20 protein-coding genes are annotated in these 25,407 nt (G+C 69.4%); 14 read left to right on the plus strand and 6 right to left on the minus strand.

Going from position 1 to position 25,407, the window contains the following annotated elements:
* Nucleotides 1-485 precede the first annotated feature (485 nt).
* The 3 genes from HCN08_RS24130 (at nucleotide 486) to HCN08_RS24140 (ending at nucleotide 5,102) form a co-directional block, all read left to right on the plus strand.
* Entirely contained in the window at nucleotides 486-785 is a 300-nt protein-coding gene (locus HCN08_RS24130; protein ID WP_167985336.1) for a trypco2 family protein, read from the plus strand.
* Nucleotides 786-825: 40 nt separating this feature from the next.
* Entirely contained in the window at nucleotides 826-4,539 is a 3,714-nt protein-coding gene (locus HCN08_RS24135; RefSeq protein WP_167985337.1) for a serine protease, read from the plus strand.
* Between the two features lie 71 nt (nucleotides 4,540-4,610).
* Nucleotides 4,611-5,102: a MarR family winged helix-turn-helix transcriptional regulator gene (locus HCN08_RS24140; RefSeq protein ID WP_167985338.1), complete on the plus strand. Its 492-nt coding sequence runs from the start codon at nucleotides 4,611-4,613 to the stop codon at nucleotides 5,100-5,102.
* A 165-nt stretch (nucleotides 5,103-5,267) separates the two neighbouring features.
* Here the strand turns inward: HCN08_RS24140 and HCN08_RS24145 are convergent, their stop codons facing one another.
* Nucleotides 5,268-6,326, minus strand: coding sequence for a PP2C family protein-serine/threonine phosphatase (locus tag HCN08_RS24145; RefSeq protein ID WP_240970401.1), 1,059 nt, complete (start codon nucleotides 6,324-6,326; stop codon nucleotides 5,268-5,270).
* 335 nt (nucleotides 6,327-6,661) lie between these two features.
* Here HCN08_RS24145 and HCN08_RS24150 point away from each other — a divergent pair, with 335 nt between their 5' ends.
* From HCN08_RS24150 to HCN08_RS24175, 6 genes are all read left to right on the plus strand, one after another.
* A complete protein-coding gene (locus tag HCN08_RS24150; RefSeq protein WP_322974646.1) occupies nucleotides 6,662-7,069 on the plus strand; it encodes a nitroreductase family deazaflavin-dependent oxidoreductase in 408 nt (135 codons plus the stop codon).
* Nucleotides 7,070-7,374: 305 nt separating this feature from the next.
* Nucleotides 7,375-7,812 (plus strand): DUF4396 domain-containing protein, encoded by a 438-nt coding sequence (locus HCN08_RS24155; protein ID WP_322974647.1) that lies wholly within the window; start codon nucleotides 7,375-7,377, stop codon nucleotides 7,810-7,812.
* Between the two features lie 157 nt (nucleotides 7,813-7,969).
* Nucleotides 7,970-8,935, plus strand: coding sequence for an alpha/beta hydrolase (locus HCN08_RS24160; protein WP_167985342.1), 966 nt, complete (start codon nucleotides 7,970-7,972; stop codon nucleotides 8,933-8,935).
* Entirely contained in the window at nucleotides 8,932-10,998 is a 2,067-nt protein-coding gene (locus tag HCN08_RS24165; protein ID WP_322974648.1) for a vWA-MoxR associated conflict system protein, read from the plus strand. The genes HCN08_RS24160 and HCN08_RS24165 overlap by 4 nt, the downstream gene beginning before the upstream one ends.
* The gene (locus tag HCN08_RS24170) at nucleotides 10,995-11,963 is read left to right on the plus strand and encodes an AAA family ATPase (RefSeq protein WP_167985343.1); all 969 of its coding nucleotides are present in this window, start codon (nucleotides 10,995-10,997) and stop codon (nucleotides 11,961-11,963) included. The genes HCN08_RS24165 and HCN08_RS24170 overlap by 4 nt, the downstream gene beginning before the upstream one ends.
* A complete protein-coding gene (locus HCN08_RS24175) occupies nucleotides 11,956-16,686 on the plus strand; it encodes a PP2C family protein-serine/threonine phosphatase (RefSeq protein WP_167985344.1) in 4,731 nt (1,576 codons plus the stop codon). The genes HCN08_RS24170 and HCN08_RS24175 overlap by 8 nt, the downstream gene beginning before the upstream one ends.
* A gap of 43 nt (nucleotides 16,687-16,729) precedes the next feature.
* On the opposite strand, the gene HCN08_RS34835 is transcribed toward HCN08_RS24175, so the two are convergent.
* Complete coding sequence (locus HCN08_RS34835; RefSeq protein WP_322974660.1) at nucleotides 16,730-17,239, minus strand: peptide deformylase; 510 nt, start codon at nucleotides 17,237-17,239, stop codon at nucleotides 16,730-16,732.
* A 56-nt stretch (nucleotides 17,240-17,295) separates the two neighbouring features.
* Nucleotides 17,296-18,276 (minus strand): helix-turn-helix domain-containing protein, encoded by a 981-nt coding sequence (locus HCN08_RS34840; protein WP_206319178.1) that lies wholly within the window; start codon nucleotides 18,274-18,276, stop codon nucleotides 17,296-17,298.
* Nucleotides 18,277-18,418: 142 nt separating this feature from the next.
* Between HCN08_RS34840 and HCN08_RS24185 the strand changes: the two genes are divergently transcribed.
* Genes HCN08_RS24185 through HCN08_RS24200 form a run of 4 tightly spaced genes read left to right on the plus strand, consistent with a single transcriptional unit; the run spans nucleotide 18,419 to nucleotide 22,393 of the window.
* Nucleotides 18,419-19,573: a glycosyltransferase family 4 protein gene (locus tag HCN08_RS24185; protein ID WP_167985345.1), complete on the plus strand. Its 1,155-nt coding sequence runs from the start codon at nucleotides 18,419-18,421 to the stop codon at nucleotides 19,571-19,573.
* Entirely contained in the window at nucleotides 19,570-20,280 is a 711-nt protein-coding gene (locus HCN08_RS24190; protein WP_167985346.1) for a hypothetical protein, read from the plus strand. The genes HCN08_RS24185 and HCN08_RS24190 overlap by 4 nt, the downstream gene beginning before the upstream one ends.
* On the plus strand, nucleotides 20,277-21,494 hold the full coding sequence (locus HCN08_RS24195) for a glycosyltransferase family protein (protein ID WP_167985347.1): 1,218 nt from the start codon (nucleotides 20,277-20,279) through the stop codon (nucleotides 21,492-21,494). Before HCN08_RS24190 ends, HCN08_RS24195 begins: the two co-directional genes overlap by 4 nt.
* Entirely contained in the window at nucleotides 21,494-22,393 is a 900-nt protein-coding gene (locus HCN08_RS24200) for a glycosyltransferase family 2 protein (RefSeq protein WP_240970395.1), read from the plus strand. The genes HCN08_RS24195 and HCN08_RS24200 overlap by 1 nt, the downstream gene beginning before the upstream one ends.
* Here HCN08_RS24200 and HCN08_RS24205 read toward each other — a convergent pair.
* The gene (locus HCN08_RS24205) at nucleotides 22,351-22,905 is read right to left on the minus strand and encodes an AAA family ATPase (RefSeq protein WP_322974661.1); all 555 of its coding nucleotides are present in this window, start codon (nucleotides 22,903-22,905) and stop codon (nucleotides 22,351-22,353) included. The two genes, HCN08_RS24200 and HCN08_RS24205, sit on opposite strands and share 43 nt — an antisense overlap.
* Nucleotides 22,906-22,994: 89 nt before the next feature.
* Between HCN08_RS24205 and HCN08_RS24210 the strand changes: the two genes are divergently transcribed.
* Complete coding sequence (locus HCN08_RS24210) at nucleotides 22,995-23,897, plus strand: FkbM family methyltransferase (RefSeq protein WP_322974649.1); 903 nt, start codon at nucleotides 22,995-22,997, stop codon at nucleotides 23,895-23,897.
* 36 nt (nucleotides 23,898-23,933) lie between these two features.
* Here HCN08_RS24210 and HCN08_RS24215 read toward each other — a convergent pair whose 3' ends face one another.
* A complete protein-coding gene (locus HCN08_RS24215) occupies nucleotides 23,934-24,287 on the minus strand; it encodes a DUF397 domain-containing protein (protein ID WP_167985349.1) in 354 nt (117 codons plus the stop codon).
* A 6-nt stretch (nucleotides 24,288-24,293) separates the two neighbouring features.
* Complete coding sequence (locus HCN08_RS24220; protein WP_167985350.1) at nucleotides 24,294-25,352, minus strand: helix-turn-helix domain-containing protein; 1,059 nt, start codon at nucleotides 25,350-25,352, stop codon at nucleotides 24,294-24,296.
* Nucleotides 25,353-25,407: the final 55 nt, after the last annotated feature.

Below are 25,407 nucleotides of genomic sequence, written 5' to 3' on the forward strand. Positions count from 1 at the left end.
CCCGCCGTCACCCCCAGCGCCGCCAGTACGGACGCGATCTGCTCGGCATACGACGGCGACGTGGCCGCCGGGCCCGCACCCAGTTCCGTCACGGAAGGCTGCCGGGCCGCCAGTAGCACATAGCACGCGAGCGGCAGACGGCAACCCGAAGGTGCACGGTCCGCGCGACTCGACGTCTCTTCATGCGACGCCACGACCCGCTCCTCCCGACTGCCGTCCGAGCAACGCGTCCCGCTGCTCCAGATGTGCATTACTGACTCTGAGCAAATTTTGCACATGCCAAACATGCCCAGCTCACAGCTCGGAACCTGTCGCGCCCCGCTCCCCGCGCCGAAGAGGCTTGCTCGGAACCGATCTCTCCGCGCAAGCCGGCCCGCACGGCACGTGGGTCCTTGTGGTTGCACCGTCACGACGGGTTCCGGAGGACCCCGATCCGTGCCGCCGCTACAGTCGTGAGGACGGTACGGTCCAGGGAGGGCGCGCTCGTGATCGAGCTGGCGAAGGTCATCGAGGAACTCAGAGGCGAGTTGGACGCCGCGGTCCTGGCGGGGGCGGGAAAGGCACTGCGGTTTGACCTGGGCCCGATCGAGCTGGAGGTCGCAGTCGCCATCACCAGGGAAGCCGGTGCTGGTGCCAAGGTCCGTTTCTGGGTGGTCGACGGTGGCGCGGAAGGCAAGGTGTCCGGCTCTTCTACGCAGCGGATCAAGCTGACGCTGGAGCCCAAGGTCGCGGCCACCGGCAGGCGACCCGAAGTCTCGGGAGGTGCCGTTCACGGTGAGCGATAGCGCGGCGATCGGGATACGGCCGTAGGCCGGGCGCACGGATATGGGCCGGTGGGAGAACGACGAGTCCGGATTGGACCCGGACCGGGTTGCGGAAGTCATCGTGGAGGGCTCGGAGGAAGCGATCGGCCGGCGCGGAAGCGGGTATTTGGTGCGCGCAGGCGTCGTTCTGACAGCAGCTCATGTCGTACGCGGCCAGGAGGCGGTACGGGTCCGTTTCAAAGCGGACCGCCCAGGGGAGTGGACGGCAGGCGCAACCGTGGCGTGGAGTGAGCTCTCACTCGATGTGGCAGTACTGGTGATCGCCCGGACCGACCGTCCTGAGGAACGCGTGGCGCCGGTGCGGTATGCGCGGGTGGGCGGACGCGACGGCGGGTTGCCGTGCACGGCGATGGGGTTCCCCCGCCACAAGATCAGGCAGGACCCTCCCGATGCCGCCGGATCGCCGGCCACGTCCTTCTACCGCGATTCCGCCCACGTCCTGGCTGTCGCAAGCCCGTGGTCCAACCTGCGCGAGGGGACGTTGTCGCTGCGCGTGAGGGCCCCGGACCACGACCCGGATCCGTCTGCCTCTCCGTGGGAAGGCATGTCCGGCGCCGCTGTGTGGAGCAACGGGTATGTGATCGGGCTGATCCTCCGCCATCACGCCACCGACGGACCCGGCGAACTGGCCGCCGGCCGGGTGGACCGCTGGTACGCGGAACTCAGCGAGGCGCGCCTCCACGAACTCGCAGCGTTCATCGGTCTGCCCAGCCGTGGGGGGCTCGCCACGGTCGGGCCGCCGCCGGACCCGGATCTGCGGTGGCGGGAGGGCCTGCGCGCTCTGCGGGCGGCTGAACGGGCCGCCGCAGGGACCAGCCCGTACCGTCTCGGCCGTCCGCGCTCCGGGCGGCATCAGGTCCACGTCGAGCAGACGGTCACCATGGCGGTGGCGGACGGGAGCGGCACCACACATGCCGGATCCGAACGGCTGCCCGCGGCCCGGGCGCTCCTCTCCTGCCGTCACCTGGTGCTCGAAGGCACCTCCGGCGCGGGTAAGTCCACCTTCGCCCGCCACCTGGCGGGGTCGCTCGCCGACGACTCGCCGCACGACCGCTCGCGAAGCAGGGCGTTCGCAGACATACCAGGAGTCGGCGTCGTTGTGCCCGCAGCGCACCTGCTGGGTGACGCTCCGCTGCCGTCACTCCTGCGCGGATCGGTGTACCGGCGTCTGGGCGTCCGGCTCGCGCGTGAGCTGCCCACCGACTTCTTCGAACGGTCGCCGGGTGCCGACCCCTGGCTGCTCCTGGTCGACGGGCTCGACGAGATCCCGGACCAGGCCGACCGTGCGCGAGTGGTGGACACGGTGGCCGCGGACGCGGCCCGCCCGGACAGCCCGTTCCGCTGGATCGTCACCACGCGCCCGCCGGCGTCCGGGGAACTCGAACCACTGTGGGACGCGGGATTCGGCCGCTGCATACTGATGCCCTTCCGGGATGAGGAGTTGCGCCTTCTCGCGCAAGGCTGGCTCGCCGGGCCCGATCCCGGGAGCGGCACCCGAGCCACCGCGGACGAGCAGGTCGAGGAGTTCTTCAGGCAGACCGAGGCCAGTGGCCTGCGTCAACTGGTCAGGACTCCGCTGCTCGCGGCCATCGCCCTTGCCGTCTTCCGCCAGTCGGACGGGCGAGGTCTGCCCTCCGGGCGGCCCGGGCTCTACCGGGAGTTCGTCTCCTACCTGCTCACCGGCAGGGACAGCGAGGGCGAGCGCCGGGCAGCGTTCCGCGTGGCAGCCCTCGCCGTGGGCGTCAACGGCCCCGCGGCCGACTGGCTGTACGGCCACCGCGGCCTACTGCTCCAGCATCTCGCGAGCCGGACGCCGACGGGCAACGCCTCACTGCTGGACCTGGCCGAGTCCTGGACGCGCAACCACGTGCCGGAACTGCCCGCGTTCCTCGTCGGATGGACCGACCTCGTACGCACCCTGCTGACCGGCACCGGGCTGATCGGCAACGACGAGGCCACCGGCACCATCGAGTGGGCACACCGCAGCTTCGCCGACTACCTTGCCGCCCGTGAGGCGGCCGGGGAGCTACCGGACGACTGGACGGGCGGACTGCCGGGTGCCGATCCCCTGCTGCGGCAGGCACTGGAGAGCGAGGGCCAGGAACAGGCCGTCCTGACCATCGCCTGCTGGGCGGAGCGTCACGCCACTGCCGCCGAGAGGTTGTTGCGGCAGCTGCTCGCAGCCAGCGACGCCTTCGATCCCCTGGCTCTCAAAGCAGGAGACATCGCCATAGACGGTGACAGTACCCTCGTGGACCGCCACGCGGCGCTTGCCGGCAGGCTTCTCGCCGAGGGCGTCGGCACGACCGAGCTCCTGGCGGAACAGATCATGGACCGGCTTGTGGAAAGAGCCCGCTCGGTCTTCAACGGTGAGTCCTTCTGCCGGATCGTCGCCGCGCAGCCCCGGCGTGAGCGCGCCAGACAGGCACTGCTCGCCACCGCCCAGGACGGAGCACTTCCGCCTGCCGCCCGTACAGACGCCGCCGTCGCGCTCGGCCGCCTCTTCGGCCTCCGTCTGCTCCGCGAGATGACACGCCCTCTGCTCAGCACAGATGGATGGGCCCAGTACACCGAGGCCACGGCCCGGGGTTCGCTGTGGGTCCCCGTGTCCGACGTGCGTGTTCTGGTCGCCCACAAGCTCTCCCGGCTCGGCGCCGGTGCCCGTCCGCTGGTGAACGACTTCCTCGACCGGCTCGCTCTGCCTGCGAACGACGCCTGGGGCCGCTTCGTCGCCGCCGACGCCGCGGTTGCGGTGGGCGATTCCGCCCGCGCGCTCTCCTTCGTCTCGCCTCCCGCGTACGGAAGCGAACGGCTCTACGCGCGAGAGATCTCGGTTCTGCTGCGGGTGGGCGCGCACACGCAGGCCACAGCGGCCATAGACGACCTGTTCGCCGCTTGCGCTCCGGACAACAGCCGAGGCGTGGACCAGTTGGGTCAGGAGATAGGGGGAATTGTCGCGAGCTATATGGAGGCGGGTCTCACGCACGACGCGAGGTCGATCGCCGACCGGGCCGTTGCCATGACGACGGGGCGCGCGAGGGTGACGGCTCTGCTCGCGTTGGCGAACGCCGGTGATCCCGCACCCGCGGTGCGGGATCTGGTGGCCCGCGCCGAGGGCGACGCCGGCCCGGAGGCCGATGGCATGGCGCTCGCCGCGTGGATCATGCTGGCCGACGGGCTCTGGGAACTGGGCAGGAAAAGCGAGGTATCCGGGGCCTGCCATACGCTTCTGGAAGGCCGGCTCTCGGTCGACGATCACACTGCGATGGCCCTGGCAAGGATCCTACAGCGTGTCGGCGACAAGCGTGCTCAGCAGATCATGCGGCTGCTCACGGCCTCCGGCTACCGGGAGATCCGCTACCGGGCGGCCAGGGAACTCCTTGATTCCGGTGACCGGCAAGCGGGCCTTGACGCGCTGCGTGAACTGTCGAAAGCCGACCCGGCCGATCTGTGGGATGTGCTGGGCGTGGCGCGCTCACTGCTTGAGGTGAACGCGGAGGAGGACGCCGTACGGCTGCTCGTGCGTCTGGTGCAGCAGACGCCCGCAGGCCGCTGGGAGTCGTGTTCCGGCGCGATCGAGCTCCTGTGCCGGCTCCGGCCCGCCGAAGCACGCAGAGTGTTGTTCGGCCCGGCGGTTGACCGCGGCCTTTTCGATGTTCCGAACAGCCGCGTTACAAACGCTCTGCGTCGTCTCCGGACGGAAACCGACGGTTAGGGCGCTCCGGTCGGCATCGTGGGAGGCAGGTGCGCCCACGCGTCGGCTCCCGGAGGCTGTAGAAATGGACCATGGTCGACTCAAGCGCCGGCTCCGAGCACGATGCGGACACCATGGTCAACGCGCTGCTGACCGCGTCGCGGCTGCTGGTCGCGGTTTCCGCGCGGTCCTTGGCATCGGTCGAGGAATCCCTGACCCTGCCGCAGTTCCGGATGCTCGTGGCACTGCACACACGCGGCTCCTTGAGCCTGTCACTGCTGGCCGCCGAGTTGGACGTCCAGCCCTCGACCGCCATGCGGATGATCGACCGGCTGGTGATCGCAGCCATGGTCACCCGCGCCCCTGCACCGAACGACCGGCGCACCAGCAGCATTTCACTGACCGACAAGGGCCGGGTGACCGTCACGCGGGCGACCGAGCGCCGGCGCGCCGAGATCGCGCGGATCGTGGACGCCATGGACCCACCTCGGCGTGAGGACCTGGTCCGGGCGCTGCGCGCGTTCACCGAGGCGGGGTCAGAGCCGTCCGTACGCGCTGCCGCACCCCGGCACCTCGGCTGGTGACCCTGGCCGGACGGGGCAGCTGGAAGAAGTCCCGCCCGACCGGTACGACGTCCTGGCCGGCTTCCCCACGAGCCCTCCTTCCAGCCGCATCCCCGGGACCGTCCCGTCCCTCGAAGCCCAGCCTAGGCAAAATTTGCTTAGGCCAAAAGTTTTGTAGCAGCTCTGTTATATGTCCGATGCCGCCGGACGAGCGGCGTCCGGCCGGGCCAGGCCGTCTGCTCCTTTCCACTCGCGGTGCCGCAGCAGCAGCATCGCGGCGTCGTCGTGGAGCGGCCGGCCCGCATGACGTACGAGGTCGGCCCGCAGCGCCTCCAGCGCGTCGTCGGCGTCGACCGCCAGCAGAAGGTGCGCCTTGTTCCCCAGCGGGTAGAAACCGCCGCTCTCATCGCGCGTCTCCGTAACCCCGTCGGTGTAGAGCAGCAGCTGGTCACCCGGCGCCATGGGCACCTCGAAGGGCACCGGGGCGTCGTCCGATCCGGTGCCCAGGCCCAGCGGTACCGCGTACTGGGCGGGTTCCGGGAAGGAGGCCCCGCCGTCCGCCGAGACCACCATGGGTGCCGGGTGGCCGTAGTTCATGACGCTCGCCGCGGCGCCGGGACGCATCTCGGCGATCACCGCGGTGACGAACTTCTCCTCGTCCACCACCCGCTCGGCCGTCCGCCGCACCCGCTCTCCCACACCCGGCAGGTCGGGCTCGTCGTACGCGGCCTCCCGGAACGCGCCGAGCACGGCCGCCGCGATCTCCACCGCGGCCAACCCCTTGCCCTGCACGTCGCCGATGATCACCCTGACACCGGCTGGAGACGCCACGACCTCGTAGAGATCACCACCGATCCGCGCCTCGGCCACCGCCGAGGTGTACGAGACCGCCACCCGCAGGTGACCGGCGCTGCGCGGCACCGGTCGCAGCAGCACTCGTTGCGCGACCTCGGCGATCGAGCGCACGCTTGCCAGTTCGGCCTCCCGCCGCTGCCGCGCCATCGCGGCGACCACCGCGGCCACGGTCACGCCCGCGACGGACGCGATCGCGGTGAAGCCGCGCTTCTCCTCGAAGAGTCCGTCGTAGATGCCCAGTGCGCAGCACGCCACGACGGCGAGCAGTCCCACGAACGCGGACCGCCGCCATCCGCTGGCAAGACCCGCGAACGCGGGTCCCAGCGCGGTCATGGGCAACAGGCCGACGCTCGGCCCCGCGGCGACGTCCGCCACCACCACGACGGCCATGACGACATAGGGGAGGGACACCAGGGCCGCCTGGGCGGCGCTCGCGATCCCGTCCGCCGAGCCCGCGTCGGCCGTTCGCCGCTCCCCGGCCTCCAGGGACGCCCGTCTGGACCCCACCCCTGCCGACATGCTCGCCCTCTCATTTGCCTTGTGCAAAGATTTACTGGAGGACGATCCTCCCATTCGAGGCTACCCAACAAGGCCGTCGCCCGAAGCCCCTGCTCCAAAGGAGGCAGACCATGTCACCGCAAGCCCTACCCCGTCCGCGCCGCAGACCTCCGACGGGGCTGACCCGCTTCGCCGCCCGCCTACCCGTCCATCTCTACCGACTGGGCATGGGGCCGCTCCTGGGGCGGAGGATGATGTTGCTCACCCACACGGGCCGGATCTCCGGACGCCGCCGGCAGGTCGTCGTCGAGGTGGTCGCCCACGACCCGCACAATCGTTGCTGGACCGTAGCCTCCGGCTACGGGCCCCAGGCCCAGTGGTACCGCAACCTGCGCCACGTCCCGGGCGCCACCATCCAGACCGGCCGGCACCGGCACCATGTCTCGGCCTACTTCCTGAGCCCCGACGAAGGCGCCGAGGTGATGGCCGAGTACGCCCCGCGCCACCCCCGTGCGGCCCGGCTGCTGTGCCGCTACCTCCGCCTGCCCTGTGACGGCACCGCGGACAGCTACCGGGCGGCGGGCCGGCAGATCCCGTTCGTCCGGCTGGTGGAGTTCGGGGTACGAAACGCCTGACCGGGAACACGCCGGAGGAGCCATGCCCGCCCAGCAAGGGAAAGGACGACCGTACGGTGCCACCGACCTGGCTGACCGCCGTTGCCTGGTGCTCTCTCGCCCTGGCCTTCGCCTGCGCGGGATGGATCCTGGTGGATGTCTACCTCCGTGGCTTCCGCCAGCCCATGGGGGTGATGGAGGCGGTGTGGCCCGTCACCGCGCTGTACTTCGGACCGGTGGCCGTATGGGCATACCGGCGGTGGGGCAGAGTGCGGTCCCCGCGTTGGCAGAAGCGGCATGGTCCTCCGGACGACCCACCGCGGTGGGTGACGACAGCGCTGGGAGTCTCCCACTGCGGGGCGGGCTGCACGCTGGGGGACGTCGCGGCGGAGTTCGCCGTGTTCGGCGCCGGTTTCACCCTCGCCGGCGTCGCCCTTTTGCCCGAGTACATCGGTGACTTCATCCTGGCGCTGGCCCTGGGCATCGTCTTCCAGTACTTCGCCATCGCCCCCATGAGGGGCCTTGGACTGCGCGAGGGACTGACCCAGGCGGCCAAGGCGGATGTGCTGTCGCTGACGGCTTTCGAAGTCGGGCTCTTCGGCTGGATGGCCCTGATGTTCTTCGTGTTCTTCCCCGGCCCCCACCTGCATCCGGACGAGGCGGCCTACTGGTTCCTCATGCAGATCGGCATGGTCGCCGGATTCTTCACCGCCTGGCCCGTGAACTCCTGGCTCATCCGGCGCGGGATCAAGGAGGAGATGTGACGCCCCCGGTACGAGTGTGGTGATGCAGGAGGTGCGATCGGGAAACCCCGGTTGTGCGGCTTTGCATGTTTTTCGTACACGCTCCACGGCATTCTGATAGAGGTTGTCACGCACGCGGGGGGCAGCGTGCGGTGACGGCGAGGGTGCAGGGGGGCGGATGAGTGGTGCTGACCGGGCTCAATTGCTGTTCGTACACGGCATCGGAGGTGTACGTGACACGGCCGAGTCGCGCCGGGAGTGGCTGGTCGCACTTGCGGAGGGCGCGCGGAGAGCGGGCCACGCGGATGCGGTGTCAGGGCTGACGCAGGACTGGCTGGCCGAGACGCGGTTCGCCGACTACAGCAGGCTGTTCCTGGACCCCGGTGCGCAGGGGGACAACGGCCGGCTCGAAGAGCAGAGCGACTTCCTCGTCGCCCTGGTGGCGGAGATGATTACGGAGTTATCGGCCCAAGCTCACGACTCCGGTGACCAGCAGACCTTGTCGGTCCTGGAGGCGGCGCGAAGGAAGCTGCCCGGGGCTACGGGAGAACCGCAGGGGGCTCCTGAGGTCGTCCGAGTGCTCGGCAGGGCCCTGACCACGTTCCTGCAGATCCCGGGGCTGCGGAAGTCCGCGCAGTGGGTCAGCGGCCGTCCCCTGCTCGGCCAACTCGCGCAAGTGGGGCGCTACCTGGGCCGTGGTGAGCCGGACGACGCGGGCATGGCACTGGACGCCAGGATCAGACGGTGTGTGCTGCATGGGGTCGACCCGTCCAGACCGCTCGTCGTGGTGGCGCACTCGCTGGGCACCGTCGTGGCCTATGAGGCACTGCACCAGTACCCCGGTCAGGTGGCCCTGCTGGTGACTCTGGGCTCGCCGCTGGCAACAGGAGCCGCCGTGCTGCAGCGAGTCCGGCCGCGGCCGGCCCGCACCCCTGAGGCAGTCGAACGCTGGATCAATTTCTGGGACCGGGACGACATCGTGGTGGCCCGGCCGAAGATGCACAAGTGGGTTCTGCCGAGCCGGACCGGTGTGGTCCCGGTGACGAGCAGGATCGACTCGGACGGGGTGTGGGTGCATACGGCAACCAAATACCTTTGCCAGCCGGCCGTGGCAGGGCCCATCGTGGAAGCGCTCAAGAAGTGACGGACGTGCCGGCAGCGCGGCATGTCCTGGTCGTCGGCGCGCAGTGCCGTGCGATGGGAGAGCTGTCACGGCTCGACGAGGCCGCCAGGAAATTACATGATGTCATGGTCGCGCCGGCGCTGGGCGGCTGTGCAGAGCGTTCGGGAGAGTACCCGTCGCTGCTGTTGGGCGATGATCTCAAGCCCGATGATGTCAAGAATGCCGTTCACAAGGCGGCACTCGTCGCCAAGGAGAGCAACGCGGTCCTCGTGATCGCACTGCTCGGCCACGGGTTCACGCCCACGCAGCAGACGAATCTGTACTACATGGTCGCGGACTCCACCACGCAGAGCACGGGTTCTGCCGTGGAGGTCGGCCCGCTTCTCGCCGACGCGGCGAACGAAGCCGGCGTGGACGGGGTGATCGCGATCATCGACACCTGTTGCGCGCTCGGAGCTCTGCCGGACGCGGCACGGCTGGTGGGCGGGACGCGGGAAGGGCGGTCGCGGCTGGCCGTGATCACAGCCGCCTCGGCCGACGAGCCGGCCCGGGACATGCGGCTGAGTTCGGCTGTGGTCGAGGTGCTCACCGGCGGGGTGATGGGCGCGGGACCGGACCTCTACGTCGACCCGATCTTCGTCAAGGCGCTCCGCGACCTGGTCCTCGGCCAGGACATCGGCTACCTCACGTACGACAACGACCCGTTCGCCATGGAACGGCTTTGGCTCGCCCGCAACAGCAGCCATGCGGGCAGCGGTGTGGACGAATGTGTCGGGCCGCTCGGCCGGGAGGAACTGGAAGACGTGGTCGGGGCATGGCGGGGGGAGCGCACCATGCCCCAGCGACTGTCGCGCTCCGCATTGGACGAGCTGAGCCGTTTCCTGGAGGAGGACGGCGAAGGAAGTGGAGCGGACGCGCTGTGGCGTGTGCGCGTGGTGGAGGTCGTGGAGGCGCTTCAGGAATGCACGACGACCGCGGATCTCCTCGTCCAGACTCTCCCTGAACTCATCACCGGTGAATTGCTGCGCTCGGCCGGACGTCTGGCCGGATACCCGGTGCGGGCCGTCGGTGCGGCCCTGTTGCGGGACCTGCTGGAGTATGCCGCGCTACGGGCCAGGCCACTCAGCGGGTCGCGTTGGGCGGGAACCGCGCGATTTCTGGCAGCCGTCCAGAGCTGCGCCGGGAGCACTGCCCTGGACGGACGACTGTCCGGGTGGGCCGTACAGCATGGGGCGCTCGTGGAGTTCAACGACGCGCTGGCGGAGTTCGACCAGGCTCGGCAACAGGATCGTGTCCGCCTGGTCATCAGCCTGGCGGGCGCATGGACCGACTGGCCCGAGGAGCTCGACGCCTGGCTGCTCGGCGGACAGTCCCCAGTGCCCTTGCACCACAGCTTCGGCTGTGAGAACGCGGACCGTGCCGGCGTGGGCAGGGCCATCGGCGAGGCACTGGCCTGGGCCCGCAGCCAGTTGCTCTCACCGGACATGCTGGTGAACGTGGATGTGGCAGCGCCCGCCCATCTGCTGGCGCAATGGCGTCCGGAAGAGGAGAAGATCGGTCGGTTCCTCTTGGGCGCGTACCACTCGGTCGTCATGCGCTGGAGCGGCAGGATGGACCCGGCCGAAGGCAGCGCCGAGATCAACGACGCCGCGCGCAAGGCGCTCAAGGCCGTTGCCGGCTGCTGGCCCGTCCCGGTGGACTGGATAGATTCCGTGCTGCTGAACGATCAAGCGCGGCTTGAACACAAACTGATGTCAGGCGGCTACCCGGCCGCGGTGGGGGTCGACCACCATCCGACGGGCCTGGATGACGCGCTGGAACTCCTGCTGCCCTACATACCGATCGTCCTGTGGCCGAGAGCGGACGCCGGCCGCGACAATGGCCGCCTACGTGAGCTCGTCAAGGAATCCTGGTACACGCTGCCCCACGCCTTCACCGACGCCTACCGTGCGCGCTGGGGCACCCATGAGGACTGCACTTTGTGCCTGGGAGATGTACGTGCCGTCTGGCACGACGAAGCATGGCTTGAGTTCTGCCGCCCGTTCGAGAACCGGATCGTGGCCGCCATCGAGGAGGAGCAGTGACGTGGAGCCCGTACTACCGCGGAGACGGTGAGCAGCGACGGACCCCGATCGCGAGCCCACCGCCGTGGCGGGTTTTCCCCCGCAGGTCGGAGCACGAGCAGTACCAGGCGCCGCCCGGGCTGGTCGACGCCGTCAATGCGGCGTTGCACCTGCGGCGCCCGCTGCTGATCACAGGTCCCGCCGGCTCGGGGAAGTCAACCGTCATCGAGCAGGTGGCCCACGAACTCGCGCTGGGTGACGTACTACGCTGGCACATCACCTCGCGCAGCACCCTGCACGAGGCTCTGTACCGCTACGACGCGCTCGGCCGTATCCACGCTCAGAACCTGCGCACCGCCCTCGGGCGCACAGGGGCACGAACACGAGGCCCTGGTCGGCGTCCCAGTCAGGATGACATCGCCCCCTTCCTGCAACTCGGCCCGCTGGGCACCGCGCTTCTGCCCGCGGACCGGCCACGTGCGCTGCTCATCGACGAGATCGACAAGAGCGACCTCGACCTGCCGAGTGACCTGCTGGAGGTCCTGGAACGCGGCGAGTACGAAATCCCGGAACTCGTCCGCTACTGGCGCCCCAAAGTCGGAATTCGGCAGTGGGCCGGCGCAGAGGGACATGTGATCGAGGACGGGAGGGTGCGGTGCACACAATTCCCGTTCATCGTGCTGACGAGCAACGGCGAACGTGATTTTCCCGCTGCCTTCTACCGGCGCTGCATCAGGTATGCGATGCCGCCCATCACCGTCAAAATGCTGGAGACAATCGTCCGCGCTCACCTTGGAAGCGCCGGCGACGGTGACGGTGCACGAGACCTGATCGAGGAGTTCGCCGACCGAGTGAGCCGGGGTGACCGTCTGGCGATCGACCAGCTCCTCAACGCGGTCGTCCTGCTGACAGGTGACGACGCTCCGCAAGGGGAGCAGCGCGACGGACTGCGTGAACTGTTGCTCCGTGAGCTCTCCCATGCCTGATTCCTTCACCGGTCTCCTTGCCGCGTGCCGCGCCGTCGCCCCGGACAGCACGGACCCGCGGGTCATCGCCGACGCACTGTGGCTGGCCACCGCCCGTTCAGCGGACGAGACCGCATCCGAAACCAGCGACGCCCCACCCACCGATCCCGAGGAAGAGGGCAGCTCACCGCCTGTCGACAACGGCGGTGCGGTGGAGCACGACAACCCGGTCACCGGGGGCTCCGGCATGCCGAGTTCCGTCGTCTCGGAGACACACCCGGACGGCAGTGCCCGAATCCGGGGCGTCCCGCTTTCGTTGGGCCGGGCCGACCCGCTCCCGGGGGCAGTGGCCGTCAGCCGAGCGCTTCAGCCCTTACGGCGTCCCTGGTTGCATGGGACCGCACAGCAACTCGACATCGACGCAACGGTCGAGCACTACGCTCGCGGAGGACCGTTGGTACCTGTCTTCGGCTCCGCCCCCGAACGATGGTTCGAAGCGGTGCTCGTGGTGGACGGCTCACTGTCGATGGCCGTGTGGGAGGAGACTGCCGACGCGCTGACCGGTGTGCTGGAAGGACTGGGTGCGTTCCGAAGCGTGCGCAAGTGGCGATTGGCGTGGGAAAGCGGGCAGCCCCGGCTGATCGACCACCAGGAGCGGGAGGTGCATCCCGATCGCGTCCCGCACAGCGGTGGCGGGGCCCACGGCCGACGGCTGGTCGTGGTCGTGTCCGACTGCGTGGCCCAGGGCTGGCTCCGACCCGGCCCATGGCAATTTCTCGCGGACTGGGGCCGGAAGGTCCCCGTGCTTCTGGTGAACCCGCTTCCCCAGCGGCTGTGGCGACGCTCGGCTCTCAACCTGCCGGCGGTTCGCGTCACGGCGGGGCGGCCGGGCGACTGCAACGCCTCCCTGCGGTTCCGGCCGCCGGCACGCCTGCGGAGGCGGATCAGCCACGAGGACACGAGCCGCTGGCAGGCGCTGCCGGTGGCGGCGTGCACTCCCCATGCGCTCGGCTCATGGGGACGGACCCTGATGCGTGCCGATCCACGCGGCTGCGACGCGGTCCTGATCCCTCCTTCGGGGCGTCTGCCGCAGCCCGGTGGCCGTACCGCCGTGCAAAGTGACCCGGCGGCACTCGCCGACGCATTCCTCCGCACCGCGCCCGCCGCCGCGGTGCGGCTTGCCGTCCTGTGCTCACAATTCCCCGAGATCACCATTCCCTTGCTCCACGTATTGCGTGACCGCTCCGTGCCCGAAGCACAGATCTCCGATATCGCCGAAGTCCTCACCAGCGGGCTCTTCACCGTCACGCGAAGGCCCGGGCACGACCCCTTCATGTCCTGGCGCCCGCCGGCCTCGGCCACTCTCCAGGCCCACCTGACGACGCACGACGCCTGGCAGACCCTGCGCAGCCTCGATCAGCACCTCGCCGTGCACCTGGACAGCCCGCGCGGTCTGGCCGCGGTCCTGCACGACCCACGCGCACCCGAGTCGCTGCCCGCCGCGCTTCAGCCCTTCGCCCGTGCGTCCGCCGCCACGCTCCGGCTGCTGGGCATCAGCAGCACGGACGTAGCCGCGGCGGCAGACCAGCCACCGGGACGGCAAGCGGACAGGCTCGAAGGCGAGGCTGAAGGCGGCATACCGGCGGGGGCGACAGGGCTGGACCCTGCGGACCCCGGTCAGCCGCCGACCGACGAACCGGCAGAGCTGCCGATACCAGGGCGGCGCCGACCCGCGTACCGGCTTGTCCACTTGACGCCCTTCGCGGACAACACCTCTCGGCCCGGAGCCTCACCTCTGCCGTCCACGCCCGCGCGGCTGCTTCATCCCCGGTATGGGGCCGTGCCGTTCACCGGGCGGCTGGCCGAGATGGCTATGCTCTCCGAATGGCGGCAAGGGGCGCCCGAAACAGCCATGTCGGTGTTGTTGATCAACGCACCAGGCGGGTACGGCAAGTCGCGACTGGCCGTGGAGTTCGCCCGCGACAGCGAGGCATCCGGCTGGACCGTGCGGCAAGCGTTTGAGCCGGACGCAACGGGCACTGCGGACGGCACCGCGGACCCGACACCGGCCGACCAGCTCCTTGTCATCCTGGACAACGCCGACGCATGGCCTGCGCAGACGCTGAACCTGCTGCTCCACCATCTCCGTTCGGGACGCCATGGCAGCCGAGTGAGAACGCTTCTCCTTGCCCGCGCCAAGGACCCCTGGTGGCAGCGGCTGAGCGACGAGGCCTCCGGGCTGCTCGGTGTCCCCGTCACGACCCATGCGCTCAAGCCACTGGCCAATACACCCGAGCAGCAACTCGCTCTGTTCCGCGAGGCAACGGAGAGCCTTGCCCGGATCCTGGACCTGCATCCCAGTGAGATCGCGACGCTCCCCGCCCCCAGGGATCTCGGCCACAGCCCCGCCTACTTGCGGGTTTCGACGATTCACACTGCGGCGCTCGCCGCCGTGCTCGCCTTCGTGAGAAACGACGTCCGGCCGGCCGATGCCCTGAAGGCTTCGATCTACGTGCGGCAAGCCGAATGGCGGCCACGGCGCTGGTTTGACAGCCAGACCGTCCTGGTTTTCCAGAGTGCGAAACAGCTGTTCGCCGGGAGTCGGCTTGGGCCGGTCGGAACCGGCATCCTGCTCGGACCGCGCCTGGTCCTCACCACCTCGCGCCGCGTTCCGGAGGGGGATTCGCGTGTGATCAGGGTCACGGCGAAGCGGGGCGTGCTGACAGCCGGCGACTGGATCGACTGCCGTGTGCTTTGGGCGCACAGGGACTTGGGGGCGGCACTCCTACAGACCGACACCGATGTCCACCCCGACCCGGCCGGTCCCCCCCAGCCCTGGACGGACTCGTCGGTTCGTCCACGCTGGGCGGAGACTTGGGGAAGACAAGCACTCCCGTGCGAGATCTTCCCAATCACGCGAGTACGGACCGCTTCTCAGCACCCGCTCATCGGTACCGTTCATCCGGCCAGGACGGGGCACCGGCTGGACCTCTCGGCCGATCTGGGGCGACGGGAGTTCTGGGAGCCGTTCGTACTAGGAGCCCCGGTCTGCCACGGTGCTCTGCTCACCGGCATCGTCACGGGACGGGAACCTTCCGGGTTCACCGTGACAACCATGAGCGAGCTGGCGCGCGATCCCGGCTTCGACGCGATCGTGAAGCGCCACATGCCCCCCCCGCTCCTGGTCGACCCCTTGTCCGAGGCCACGACGTCTCCGACAAGTCTGCCGCCCGGCGCCGTGGAACAAGCGGATCCGCCGGGCGACCTCGAACCCACCGCCGCCGCCGAGGTAGCGGTCCGCTGGCAGCATGCCTATCGGCGGGACGGAAGCCGGAACGACTGGTTCGATGTCGTGGCGCTGCGGGACGACCGTGCGGTGCTCATCATCGGTACCGCGGTGGACCTGCCGTCGAGTCGTAGCGCAACCGCGCGGCAGTTGCGTGCGTACGTCAAGGGGCTCGCCGGTCTCGGCGTCCGCCCGCGAGCCGTCATCCAGCGCCTTCTCCGGCAGGCCCATTTGTTCGAAGACGTGATGGCAACCCTCGCCATAGCCGCCTACGACCCGGATGCCGCGACCCTCACCATCGCCACCGCCGGCCACGAACCACCGGTGCTTGTGGACGGGAGAGGCAGACCGAAGGTGCTCGGACCACCGGACAACGTGGGATCAGTCGGTGCCGGAGCCGAAGGTCCGGTGGACGAGATGGAGGTGCCAGCACCCCCAGGGACTACATTGCTCATGTTCACCGATGGTTTTCTCCGGGACGCCAGACACCACACTTCTGACGCAAGGGGCGAACTGGTCCGACATGTTCGGGCCGCGGTGGGCGCCGGCCCGCAACCGCCTTTGCACGATCTCTGCGACAGACTTGTGGAGATCTCCGGCGAGGACTGGCGAGACGGCGACGCCATCCTGCTCGCAGCCCGCTTCGGAGCACCCGAACCGTTACAGGACACCGCCTCCGATCAGGCCACACCTCGGTTACCTGAGGTGAAGCCTGGCGCTCAGGAGGACGTTGCCCCTTCCCAGGACCCGCCACCTGCTGTCCCGAACCTCCTCGACGTAGCCAACCGCTGGAGGAACGCACCGCCTTCGCAACGACTTCGAGGACGCCAGGTGCTGAGGGATGTTGTCGACGCCCTGGAACAGCGGCCCACCGACGCAGAGCGCCGCGGCGCCCTGGCGACAGCGCGCGATCTCGCCGAGAGCCTGACACGGGACAGCCGGTTCGCTCGCGGGACGGCTCTGGCGAACGCCCTTGCCGTCGGTGCCAAGCAGGCGACCGCCCTCCTGTCAGCGTTCCGCAAGCCCGATCCCGCGACTGAGCAGGAAGCCCTCGGGCCCATCCTGGTGGCTGCGTCGTTCAGCCTCGCTCTCGACTTCGCCCTCATGATCTCCGCGGCACGCCACAACGAGCGCGGCCGTGACCTCGCGCAAGCAAGCGATCTGGCCAACACCTTGGCCGTGGTGCTCTCCGGAGCAAGCGTTCTCCCGCCGGCGGAGGAGCAACTGGCCTGCAGGCTCCTCCAGGAAGCCGCGGACGACTTCACTGCGGCGGACCTGCGCCGGGCCGAACTCGCGAAAGCCGAACTCGTCGCAATCCGGTGGGACGAGGAGACCCGATGGCCGAATGCCCGATGGGCCTCGCTCATACAGGCGGCCTCACGCGAGACCGCGCCGGGCAGTGGCGTCTACGTCGTGACATCCGTTCCGGGCGGAGAGCAGACCGATCCGTCCGGCTGAGAGGTCGTGCCATGGAGCTGGTATGCCGACGCAGGTCAAAAGGTCAGCTGTCGTACGCCCAGGCCCTGCCGGTCTGCCGGTATTGCTCAACGGGGATCGGGTCGACGCCCGGGCGCATACGGTCCAGGTAGAGGTGCCCGTTGAGGTGGTCGATCTCGTGGGCGATGAGCCGGGCCAGGCCCTGCTCATAGACCTCGGTCGTCGTAGTGCCGTCGAGTGTCGTGGCCTCGACGGTGATCTCCAGCGGGCGGGGAACCATGCCGCGGACGTCGAAGAAGGACAGGCAGCCCTCGTACTGCTCGTCGGCCCGGTCGGAGGCGGCGGTGATCCGCGGGTTGAGCAGCACGATGGCGCCGGCTCCTTCCTCGGCCGGTTGGACGATGGCCGCGGCCCTGCCGATGCCGATCTGGGGGGCGGCAATGCCCATGCCCTTCGCGAAGGGGTGAACTCGCGCGATGCGCTCCATCGACGCGAGAAGCCTGTCCACGATGTCCTCCGCAGCCTCCCGCTCGGCGGGGAGAGCGAAGAGCCGAGCGGGTTCGGTCAAGGCCACGGCCCCTTGCTGAAGGACGCCGAGGGCGCGCATCTGCTCACTGGGCCGCACGTCGGTCACCTGGACTCTCCTTCCGTCGCGTCTGACTCGGGTCGGGCCCGGAATCGCCATTCCAGACGATATCGGGCGTGCAGTACGGGTTGAGTGGTCGACCAGGTGAAGACGGACATCTGGTTGTCCTCGCGCCGGCTCGGGGCGGACCTGAGAGCGGATGCCTCGGCCGTCATCGAGGTCTCCGTACCCCACACGACCGGGTCGAGCACCGCAGGAAACGCCAGCTCGACCTCAAGGTGCTCGGTGGGCAGCCGTACCGCGCGCTGGAACCAGCGGCCCCACTTGTCGTCGCTGACGGTGTAGGCGTACTCGATCCACACCGACTCACCCGGGTAGAGCGGGAAGCGGCCACGGTCGTTGTCGAATAACAGCCAGACTTCCTTGAAGGCGTCCCGGTCGTGCTTGGCCTGCCAGCGCATTTTCTCTCCGCGGCAGGTCGCGTCCAATGCCAATTCGTCCCAGGTCAACGGGTTGGCCCGGTAGTGCGCGTTGGAGCGCTCCGGCTCACCGGGATAGCGGTCGACCGAGATACGGATCAGGTAGCGGGTGATGGGCTCCGAACCGGTGTTGCGCAGGAGCCGGCGCATGGTGAGCCGGTAGGAGCGGCCGTCATAGTCGAGCCGGGCGGTGTCGTGCTCCACGACGATCGCCGAACCGCCCGCGTACGGCTGCTCGTTCCGCCTCGGCGGCGAGCTCACGGCGCCGGTGGCCGCCTTGGCCCCGCGGGCTCTGGCGGTCTCGTAGTCGCGCCACCGGCGCCATATCGCCTTCCCGGCGTTCAGAGTTTCGTCCGCGCGGCGGGCGAAGTCCTCGGTCGGCTTGTGCCAGCCCGATTCGACGTGGCTGATGTACGAGGGGTGGAAGCCCATGAGTTCGGCGAGGGACTTCTTCGACATGCCGCGGACCTCGCGCCAGTAGGCGACCTCGGCCGCGAAGTCCTCGCCGGCCTGGTCCATGGTCACCGCGTCGCGCCCCGCTTCCATCGAAACCCCCGCCTGCCAGGCGACCTGAGTACGTGAGTGAACCGTGAGTGAGGACAGTTCACCATTCCGTCGCTGCTTCCGCCGCCGGTTTCCTTCCCTCACCGGCCCGGGTCGACCCGTGGCCGACGAGAGGGGATGCGCGATGCGCCTGCTGTACCTGCTCAATGTCTCCAATCCCCATCGGCTCTCCGCCGACTCCGGGTTCACGTTCGCCAACGTCCTCACCCCGGCCTTGACCGACGCCGGAGCCGAGGTGACGGTGGCGGCGCCGGTGGCGGTCGGGGACACCCGGGTGGAATTCGAGCCCACCGTCTCTCCGACGACGAAGTACCGGGCACGGTTCGACCCGGGGCTGAACGGACTGGTCGAGCTGATCCGCCGCACCAGGCCGGAGGTGGTGGTGGCCAACCAGATCGAGGTGGCTCCCGCCGTAAGGGCGGCCCTCCTCGAAGCCGGCAGAGACGCGCTGATCGCCGGATACTGCCACTACCTGCCGTTCTCCTTCGGCACGGACGGCCGGCTTCAGCTCGACCCGTCCCTTGACGATGGCGGGTTGGGACGCAGCGTGCTGCTCTCCTTCGTGGCAGGGCTTGCCGCCTGCGACCGGGTACTGACCCACTCCCGTACCGCCGCCACGTGGACGGTTGCCGCCGCCGCGCACGCGAGTGTGGACCTCACCGGGAAGCTGCGCATCGTGCCCGCCCCGCGCGACGAACTCCTGCTCCGCGACCCCGTGGACGCTGCGGCGCCGGACGGTCGGGCAGTCGCCGTTTACAACCACCGCCTCTACCAGCACTACGGAACCGACCGGTTCACCTCCCTGGCCGGACGCCTGGTCTCGCAAGCTCCGGTCGCCCTGATGGTGATGGACATGTTCGGCACCCGCAGCGCTGCGCGGGTCCGGCTCGATCCCAGCCCCGAGCGGTACCGTGCCGAGCTCGCCGCCTTGCCCGGGGTCGCGGTCGTCTCGGATCGCGGCAGCCGGCGCCGCTACCGCGGCCTTCTCGCCGGCGCTCGCTTCGGGATCGCGCCTTTCCGCGTGGGCTGCCCCTGGTCGATGTCAGTCATCGACTGCGAGGCGATGGGACTCCCGGTCATGGCGCCGCGTACCGGGTGGCTCGCCGAGCACATCGACGACGACCTCCTCTTCGACACCGCCGACGAGGCCGTGGCCATCGCCACCCGGCTGGCCACTGACACGGAGTTCCACCGCGTGCACGCCAAGCGCGCGTTCGCCGCCACCGCGGACCTGGCCCCGCCGGTCGTCGCCGCCCGCTACCTGGAGGCCTTGCGATGACGACGCCCTTCGATGCGGTGATGCTCTCGTACGACGAGCCCCTGGCCGACAAGCTGCACGCCCGCCTCCAGCGGGTGTTGGGCATCCCGGTGAAGCGGCTGCACGGCGTTCACGGAATGCGCCGGGCGTACCGGCTCGCTGCCGAAGTCGTCGACGCCGAGCAGTTCCTGCTGGCCGACGCCGACTTCGTCATTGCGACGGAGTTCCGCCTCCAGGCGGTGGAGCCGCTGGCGGACGGAATCTCGATGCGCGTGTGGCGCGCCCGCAATCCGCTCAACGGCCTCATCTACGGCTACGGCGGCCTCAAGCTGATCCGCCGCGCGGCCCTGCGCCAACTCGGCGCTGCCGTTGACGTACTGGCAGCGCTGCCGGGGCGTGCGGACTTCACCCCGGACATCGCCGGAACCACGCGGATCAACCAGTCGCCCTACCATGCCTGGAAAGCCGGGTTCCGCGAGTGCGCGATGCTCTCTCGCGGCAGCGAATACGGCATGGACATCGCCGAGGCTGCCGAGCGGATCGCAGCCTGGACGACCTCAAGCGGCGACGGTGAGTTCGGGCAGTTCGCGGTCGCGGGCGCTCGCGAGGGAATCGTCTTCGCCCACCAGGCGGCTCACTGCCCGGCCTTGTTCGACAAGCTCAACGACCCGGGATGGCTCCACGCCCGATTCACCGCCGGCCACGGTGAACAGGCCGTCTCCGGATGACCGCCCCGGCTCTCGTACTCGTCGAACCGGGCGCCCACCGGGCGGGTGGACACCGCCACCGCACCCTCACGGCACTCGCCGCCTCCCACGGCAACACCGTGGTGGTCGCCCCGCGCGAAGTCGCCGCCGAGACCCGGGAGGCGCTGCGGGCGGCCGGCGCACGCACCACTCGCCCTCGCGGGGCTTTGCCCACCCTCCTTGTCGCCCTCGGCCTCGCCACGGCAGCGACGGCAGAAGCCGCAGTGCGAGCAGTCGCCCTCAGCGGCTCGTCACCCCAGTCCGTACGACGGTTCCCGCACCAGGTGATGCTTGTCTCCCGGTGCCTGATCGAAGCCGCTTGCATCCGGACAGGCCGCCGGCTCGCGGGCCCGTCGAGCGCTGTCGTCGTACTCAGCGCCAGTGAAGCCCTGCATGGTGCAGCTGCACTGCTTGCAGGCCCGCACACCCGGTTCGTGCACGAGGTCGTCACCACGGAGGACACAGCGCTGCGGCTGGTCGGCCGCTTGGCCCGCCGCGGCGAGCGACGGGTTCAGATGCTCGCTCCTACGGAGGCGGTTCGGGACGACCTCGCGACCCGCTTCCCGCGCTTGCCGGTCCGGGTGCGGCCTTTCGCCATCGCCGACGAAGGCGATCGGCTCGCGCGCCCCGAGCGTGAGCAGGCGCGGAAAGCCCTCGGGATTCCTTCCGCTGCGGCGGTGGTGTGCCTGGTGGGCGGTTGGTGGCCGTACAAGGACTTCGCTGTCGTCGAGACGGCCCTCGCGCAGTTGGACGTCCCCGTGCATGTGGTCGTTGCCGGGGCCCCGCTCCACACCTCCGTGCTCGATCGGTGGTTTCTCCTCCCCCGTGTACGACTTCACGTCGTTCCCGGGCCGGTGAGCGAACCGGACATCCGGGCTGTATATGCCGCCTCCGACGCCGCGCTCGTGACCCGACGCCCCGGCACCGAAAAGGAATCGGGGCTTGTCGTCGATGCACTCCGCCTCGGCGTGCCGCTCATCGTCTCCGACCACGACGCTGCTCTCGCCGCGGCCCTGGCCGGACGCGGCTGGGCTCGCGTCTTCCGGTCCGGCGACGGTGCCGCCCTGGCCAGAGCGCTGAACGGCCTGGCGCGGTCCCCGCTCCCACGACCGCCAAGGCGCGGCGGCGCCGAGTTCGGCGTGCCCACGTCCGTCGAGCAGGTCCGTTTCCTCACCTTGCCCGAGGAGTTGCGCTGATGTTCGTCCCACCTGTGCTGATCGCCGTCATCGGTCCCGTCGAGCCTGCCCTGCTGACCGCATGGGTCGCGCACTACCGCAGCCTCGGCATAGCGCGCTTCCACCTGGCCTTCCACTTCCCCGACCACGTCGCTCCCGACCGGCGCCGCCGTGTGCTGGCCACAAGCCACGACCTCGGTATCGGCCCGGAGGCAATCAGCACCGGGCCATGGCACGAACACACCAACACCGACCTGCGAAATGCACTGCGCGAACGGGCGGGGACGGGCTGGCATCTGCTCGCCGACTCCGACGAATTCCAGTCCTACTCCGCCCCGATGGCCGAGCTGATCGCCGCGGCGGAACTGTCGGGTACCGGAACGGTGGGCGGCTTGATGCTCGACCGCGTAGCCTCCGACGGTGCCTTGGCGGGCTTCGACGCCGAGCAGGAGCTCGACACGGTCTACCCGCTCGGCGGCTTCCTCACCCACCGGCTGCTCCGAGGTGATCCACGCAAGATCGTCCTGGCTCACTCCGGTGTCCCGGTCGCATCGGGCAACCACCGCGCCGAAGGACATCGTCCCGTCAACCGGCCGCCCGTCCTCGTGCACCACTTCAAGTGGCGCTCGGGCGTGCAGGATGACGTTGCACGGCGGGCCGCCTATTCCGCCGACGGCACATGGCGGGCCTCTTCGCCGGCGCGGCTCAGCGAGGCCCGGCGTCTGCTGGACCACCTGCGACGCCACGACGGCCGGATCGCCGTCGACTCCACCGACATGATCTTCCGGCCGGTATCGCTGGTCGCCGTGCCCTCGTGGTGGTCGGGCGAGGCCACGCGCCTGGTGGACGCCTGGCGGCCTCCGTCGCCTCCAGCCGATCAGAGCCCGTCTGCTTCGACGATCTCCTCGCCCTCGTCGTGAGGGGGCTCGAACCGGGCGTAGAAGTCGTCGAGCGCCGCCTCCGTGACGGTCAGCGCGTTGGCGTCGCTTCGCCGGTTGCGTTCTTGGAGACGGCGCAGCAGTTCCTCCCGCGGCACGGGAAAGTACAGCAAACGCCATCGACCGCCGGCTTCCTCGACGAGTTTCTTCCACTCGTCCCTCGCCGCGCGTGTCCACAGACCATGGTCAAGGACGACGTCACAGCCGGCCGCGATCAGCTCGACCAGACGCTCGCGCACCTCGGCGACCACCGGGGCTTCCAGCGCGAAGTAGTCCCGCTCCGGGTAGTCCACACCGTATCGGCCGTGGCGGGCATGAAGCAGCTCGTCCACGGAGAGGCGTACCGCCCCAGTCGTTTCCAGACGCTGAGTCGCGTACGTGGTCTTGCCCGATCCGGTCAGCCCGACCAGCAGGAATACCACCGGTCGACGGTCGTGACTGCCACCGGCGAGCCGGCGCGGTGCCGCGGCCACCACATGTGCCTCCTCTTCCACCTGCAAGAACGGCTTCCTCGGCCAGCCTGCCACTCATGGACATCCGATGCGGTCGGACAGGCCGCGCCCTCGCTCTCCGGAGGTCAACCGTGATCCCTGCACCGCTGCTGCGGCTCCTGCGCTGCTATGTGCGCTACGTGCCCGGCCCGTTCGGCAAGCCGCAGCTGGCGGAACACCTGAGCGACTACCTCAAACACCATCCGCTCGCTGTGACCGCGCGCACCCGCGACGGGTCGGTCTACCCCGTGGTCACCAGCGATGTCATCCAGCGCTATCAGTGGTTGTTCGGGGTCTGGGAGCCCCACCTGACCGCTTGGATGCGCTCCCGTCTCACTCCCGGCGACGTGGTGATCGACGTGGGCGCGCACACCGGCTACTTCACGCTGCTGGCCTCTCGCCTTGTCGGCCCCACTGGCTCCGTCATCGCGATCGAGCCCTCGCCGGCCTTCCACTCGGCGCTGAAGGCGAATCTCGCGGCCAATGGGTGCAACAACGTCCGCACGATCAACGCCGCCGTCTCCGACACCCACCGGCGGATGACGTTCTACCTGGAGCGCGCCACGAACCTCGGCGGCACCACGGCCGTCCGCCCCCGTTCCGTGACGGCTACGTTCGAAGCCGACGCCGCCCCGCTCCCGACGCTTCTCACTGCGAGCGAGCTCGCAGCGGCCCGCGTGATCAAGGTTGACGCAGAAGGCGGCGAGGCCGGAGTCGTACAGGGCCTCGCTCCCGTCCTCGGCCTGCTCCGCCACGACGCGGAACTGGTCATCGAGGTCTCGCCCGGACTGCTCGCCAAGCAGAACCGGAGCGTCGACGAAGTCCTCGCGCCGCTACACAGGCACGGCTTCCAGCCCCACCGGCTGGCCAACGACTACGCCGCCTCCAGCTACCCCGCCGCTCTACGCCGACCTGCGTCTCCGGCTCGGTGGCACGGCCCCATCACGGAGATGAGCGACCTGGTCTTCAGCCGGAGCACAGGACACCGTCCATGAGCAGCGCGCCGCACCGGGAGCAATATGACCCGGCGGCTAGAAGCCGGCGGCTGCAAGCTGCGGTTCCCGCTTGAGCACGCCGTCCAGGAAGAAGAGCCACTCGCGGTGCGTGTAGTGCAGGGCAGGGAAAGCACCGCCGGTGAGAACGACGCCGTCAGCGGTGATCTCCGCCCGTATATGTGCAGAGTCACTCGGGTCGCCGGCACGCAAGCTGTCGAGGAAGGCCGCCCAGTCGCTCGGCGAGTAGAGGTGCGCAGGCCCGTCGGGGTCCTTGCTGTCGCGGACCGCGACCAAGGCGTCCGCGAGGATGGCGACCTCGACGCAGCCTTGGGCGCTCTCCGACAGTGACGCCTTGCGCCATATCGCATTGGTCAGGTCAGGGACGCTCATCGCACATCACATCTCCTCGCGTACAGCCCGCAGGAACCGTACGGTCTCGGTTTCGTCCAGTGCGGCTCCGCGGAGCCGGCCGTGCAGTTGGTCAAAGCGACGGGTGTCGGCGGGCTTCTGCATGTACAGGTTGCCCCCAGGGGTGTCCAGGTAGACGACCGCCGGATCGGTGGGGTCCGGGAAGTCCAGGATCGTGAACGCTCCGTTCATCGCTCCGTGTGCTCCCTTGCTGAACGGCAGGACGTGCACTGCCACGTTGGGGACGTCGGCGCCGAACTCGATCAGCCGATCCAGCTGGGCCCGCATGACGTCCGGTCCGCCGACCTGACGCCGCAGGCTCGCCTCGTCCAGGACGACGACGAGATCGAGCGGCGATTGCTCGCGGGTCAGGACGTTCTGTCGCGTCACGTGCAGGGCGGTGAGCCTGTCGATCTCTCCTTCAGGAGCGCTTGACCAACCGGCGCGGAGGATCGCGCGGATGTAGGGCTCGGTCCGCACCAGGCTGTGCACGGATGCGAGTGCGAAGGTACGGAGGGTCGACGCGTCCGCTTCCAGACCGAGATAGGTGTCGAGCCGCGCGGGCATGGTGTCCTCGTACTCGGTCCACCATCCCTGGTCCGGTACGTCCTTGAGGAGCCGAAGCAGGAAGTCGGAGACCTCGACGGTGGCGTTGTAGACCTCCAACAACCCCTTGAGTTCGATCTGCTGGGGCGGGCGCACACCGTTCTCGATCCGGCTGATGGTGGAATCGGAGCGCTGGATCCGCCTCCCGGCCTCCTCGATCGTCAGTCCGGAAGATTCACGGAGCTTGCGCAGTTCGCGACCGAGGCGTGGTACCGCGACCGTGCCCGCCTGGTCCGGTGGGCCTCCGCCCTGATCACGCAGGCGGTTGTCCTGACGATCGGCGGGGTGATCGCGTGGCTCGTGGCGGAGTACGGAAACGCGCAGTGGGGCGGGCTGCTCAGCGCGTTCGGCGTCCACCACCCCGAGTAACTCGCGCAATTCGAGGCCTGACAAGGGCCCCGGACGTGCATCGGCACGCCCGGGGCCCGTTGCCTTCGCCACCTCTGCACCTCCGTGCCCCCGTCCAGCTCCCCTGGCGGGGGCACGGGCCCACCAT

The sequence above is a fragment of the Actinacidiphila epipremni genome, assembly GCF_012034175.1.
Classification (GTDB): domain Bacteria; phylum Actinomycetota; class Actinomycetes; order Streptomycetales; family Streptomycetaceae; genus Actinacidiphila; species Actinacidiphila epipremni.

Coding starts and splice junctions, on each gene's coding strand:
- HCN08_RS34840 (WP_206319178.1), bottom strand. CDS start 18,276: ATGGAAGCGGGGCGCGACGCGGTGACCATGGACCAGGCCGGCGAGGAC.
- HCN08_RS24200 (WP_240970395.1), top strand. CDS start 21,494: ATGTTCGTCCCACCTGTGCTGATCGCCGTCATCGGTCCCGTCGAGCCT.
- HCN08_RS24215 (WP_167985349.1), bottom strand. CDS start 24,287: ATGAGCGTCCCTGACCTGACCAATGCGATATGGCGCAAGGCGTCACTG.
- HCN08_RS24160 (WP_167985342.1), top strand. CDS start 7,970: ATGAGTGGTGCTGACCGGGCTCAATTGCTGTTCGTACACGGCATCGGA.
- HCN08_RS24195 (WP_167985347.1), top strand. CDS start 20,277: ATGACCGCCCCGGCTCTCGTACTCGTCGAACCGGGCGCCCACCGGGCG.
- HCN08_RS24145 (WP_240970401.1), bottom strand. CDS start 6,326: ATGGCCGTCGTGGTGGTGGCGGACGTCGCCGCGGGGCCGAGCGTCGGC.
- HCN08_RS24150 (WP_322974646.1), top strand. CDS start 6,662: ATGGGGCCGCTCCTGGGGCGGAGGATGATGTTGCTCACCCACACGGGC.
- HCN08_RS24135 (WP_167985337.1), top strand. CDS start 826: ATGGGCCGGTGGGAGAACGACGAGTCCGGATTGGACCCGGACCGGGTT.
- HCN08_RS24175 (WP_167985344.1), top strand. CDS start 11,956: ATGCCTGATTCCTTCACCGGTCTCCTTGCCGCGTGCCGCGCCGTCGCC.
- HCN08_RS24190 (WP_167985346.1), top strand. CDS start 19,570: ATGACGACGCCCTTCGATGCGGTGATGCTCTCGTACGACGAGCCCCTG.
- HCN08_RS24185 (WP_167985345.1), top strand. CDS start 18,419: ATGCGCCTGCTGTACCTGCTCAATGTCTCCAATCCCCATCGGCTCTCC.
- HCN08_RS24140 (WP_167985338.1), top strand. CDS start 4,611: ATGGTCGACTCAAGCGCCGGCTCCGAGCACGATGCGGACACCATGGTC.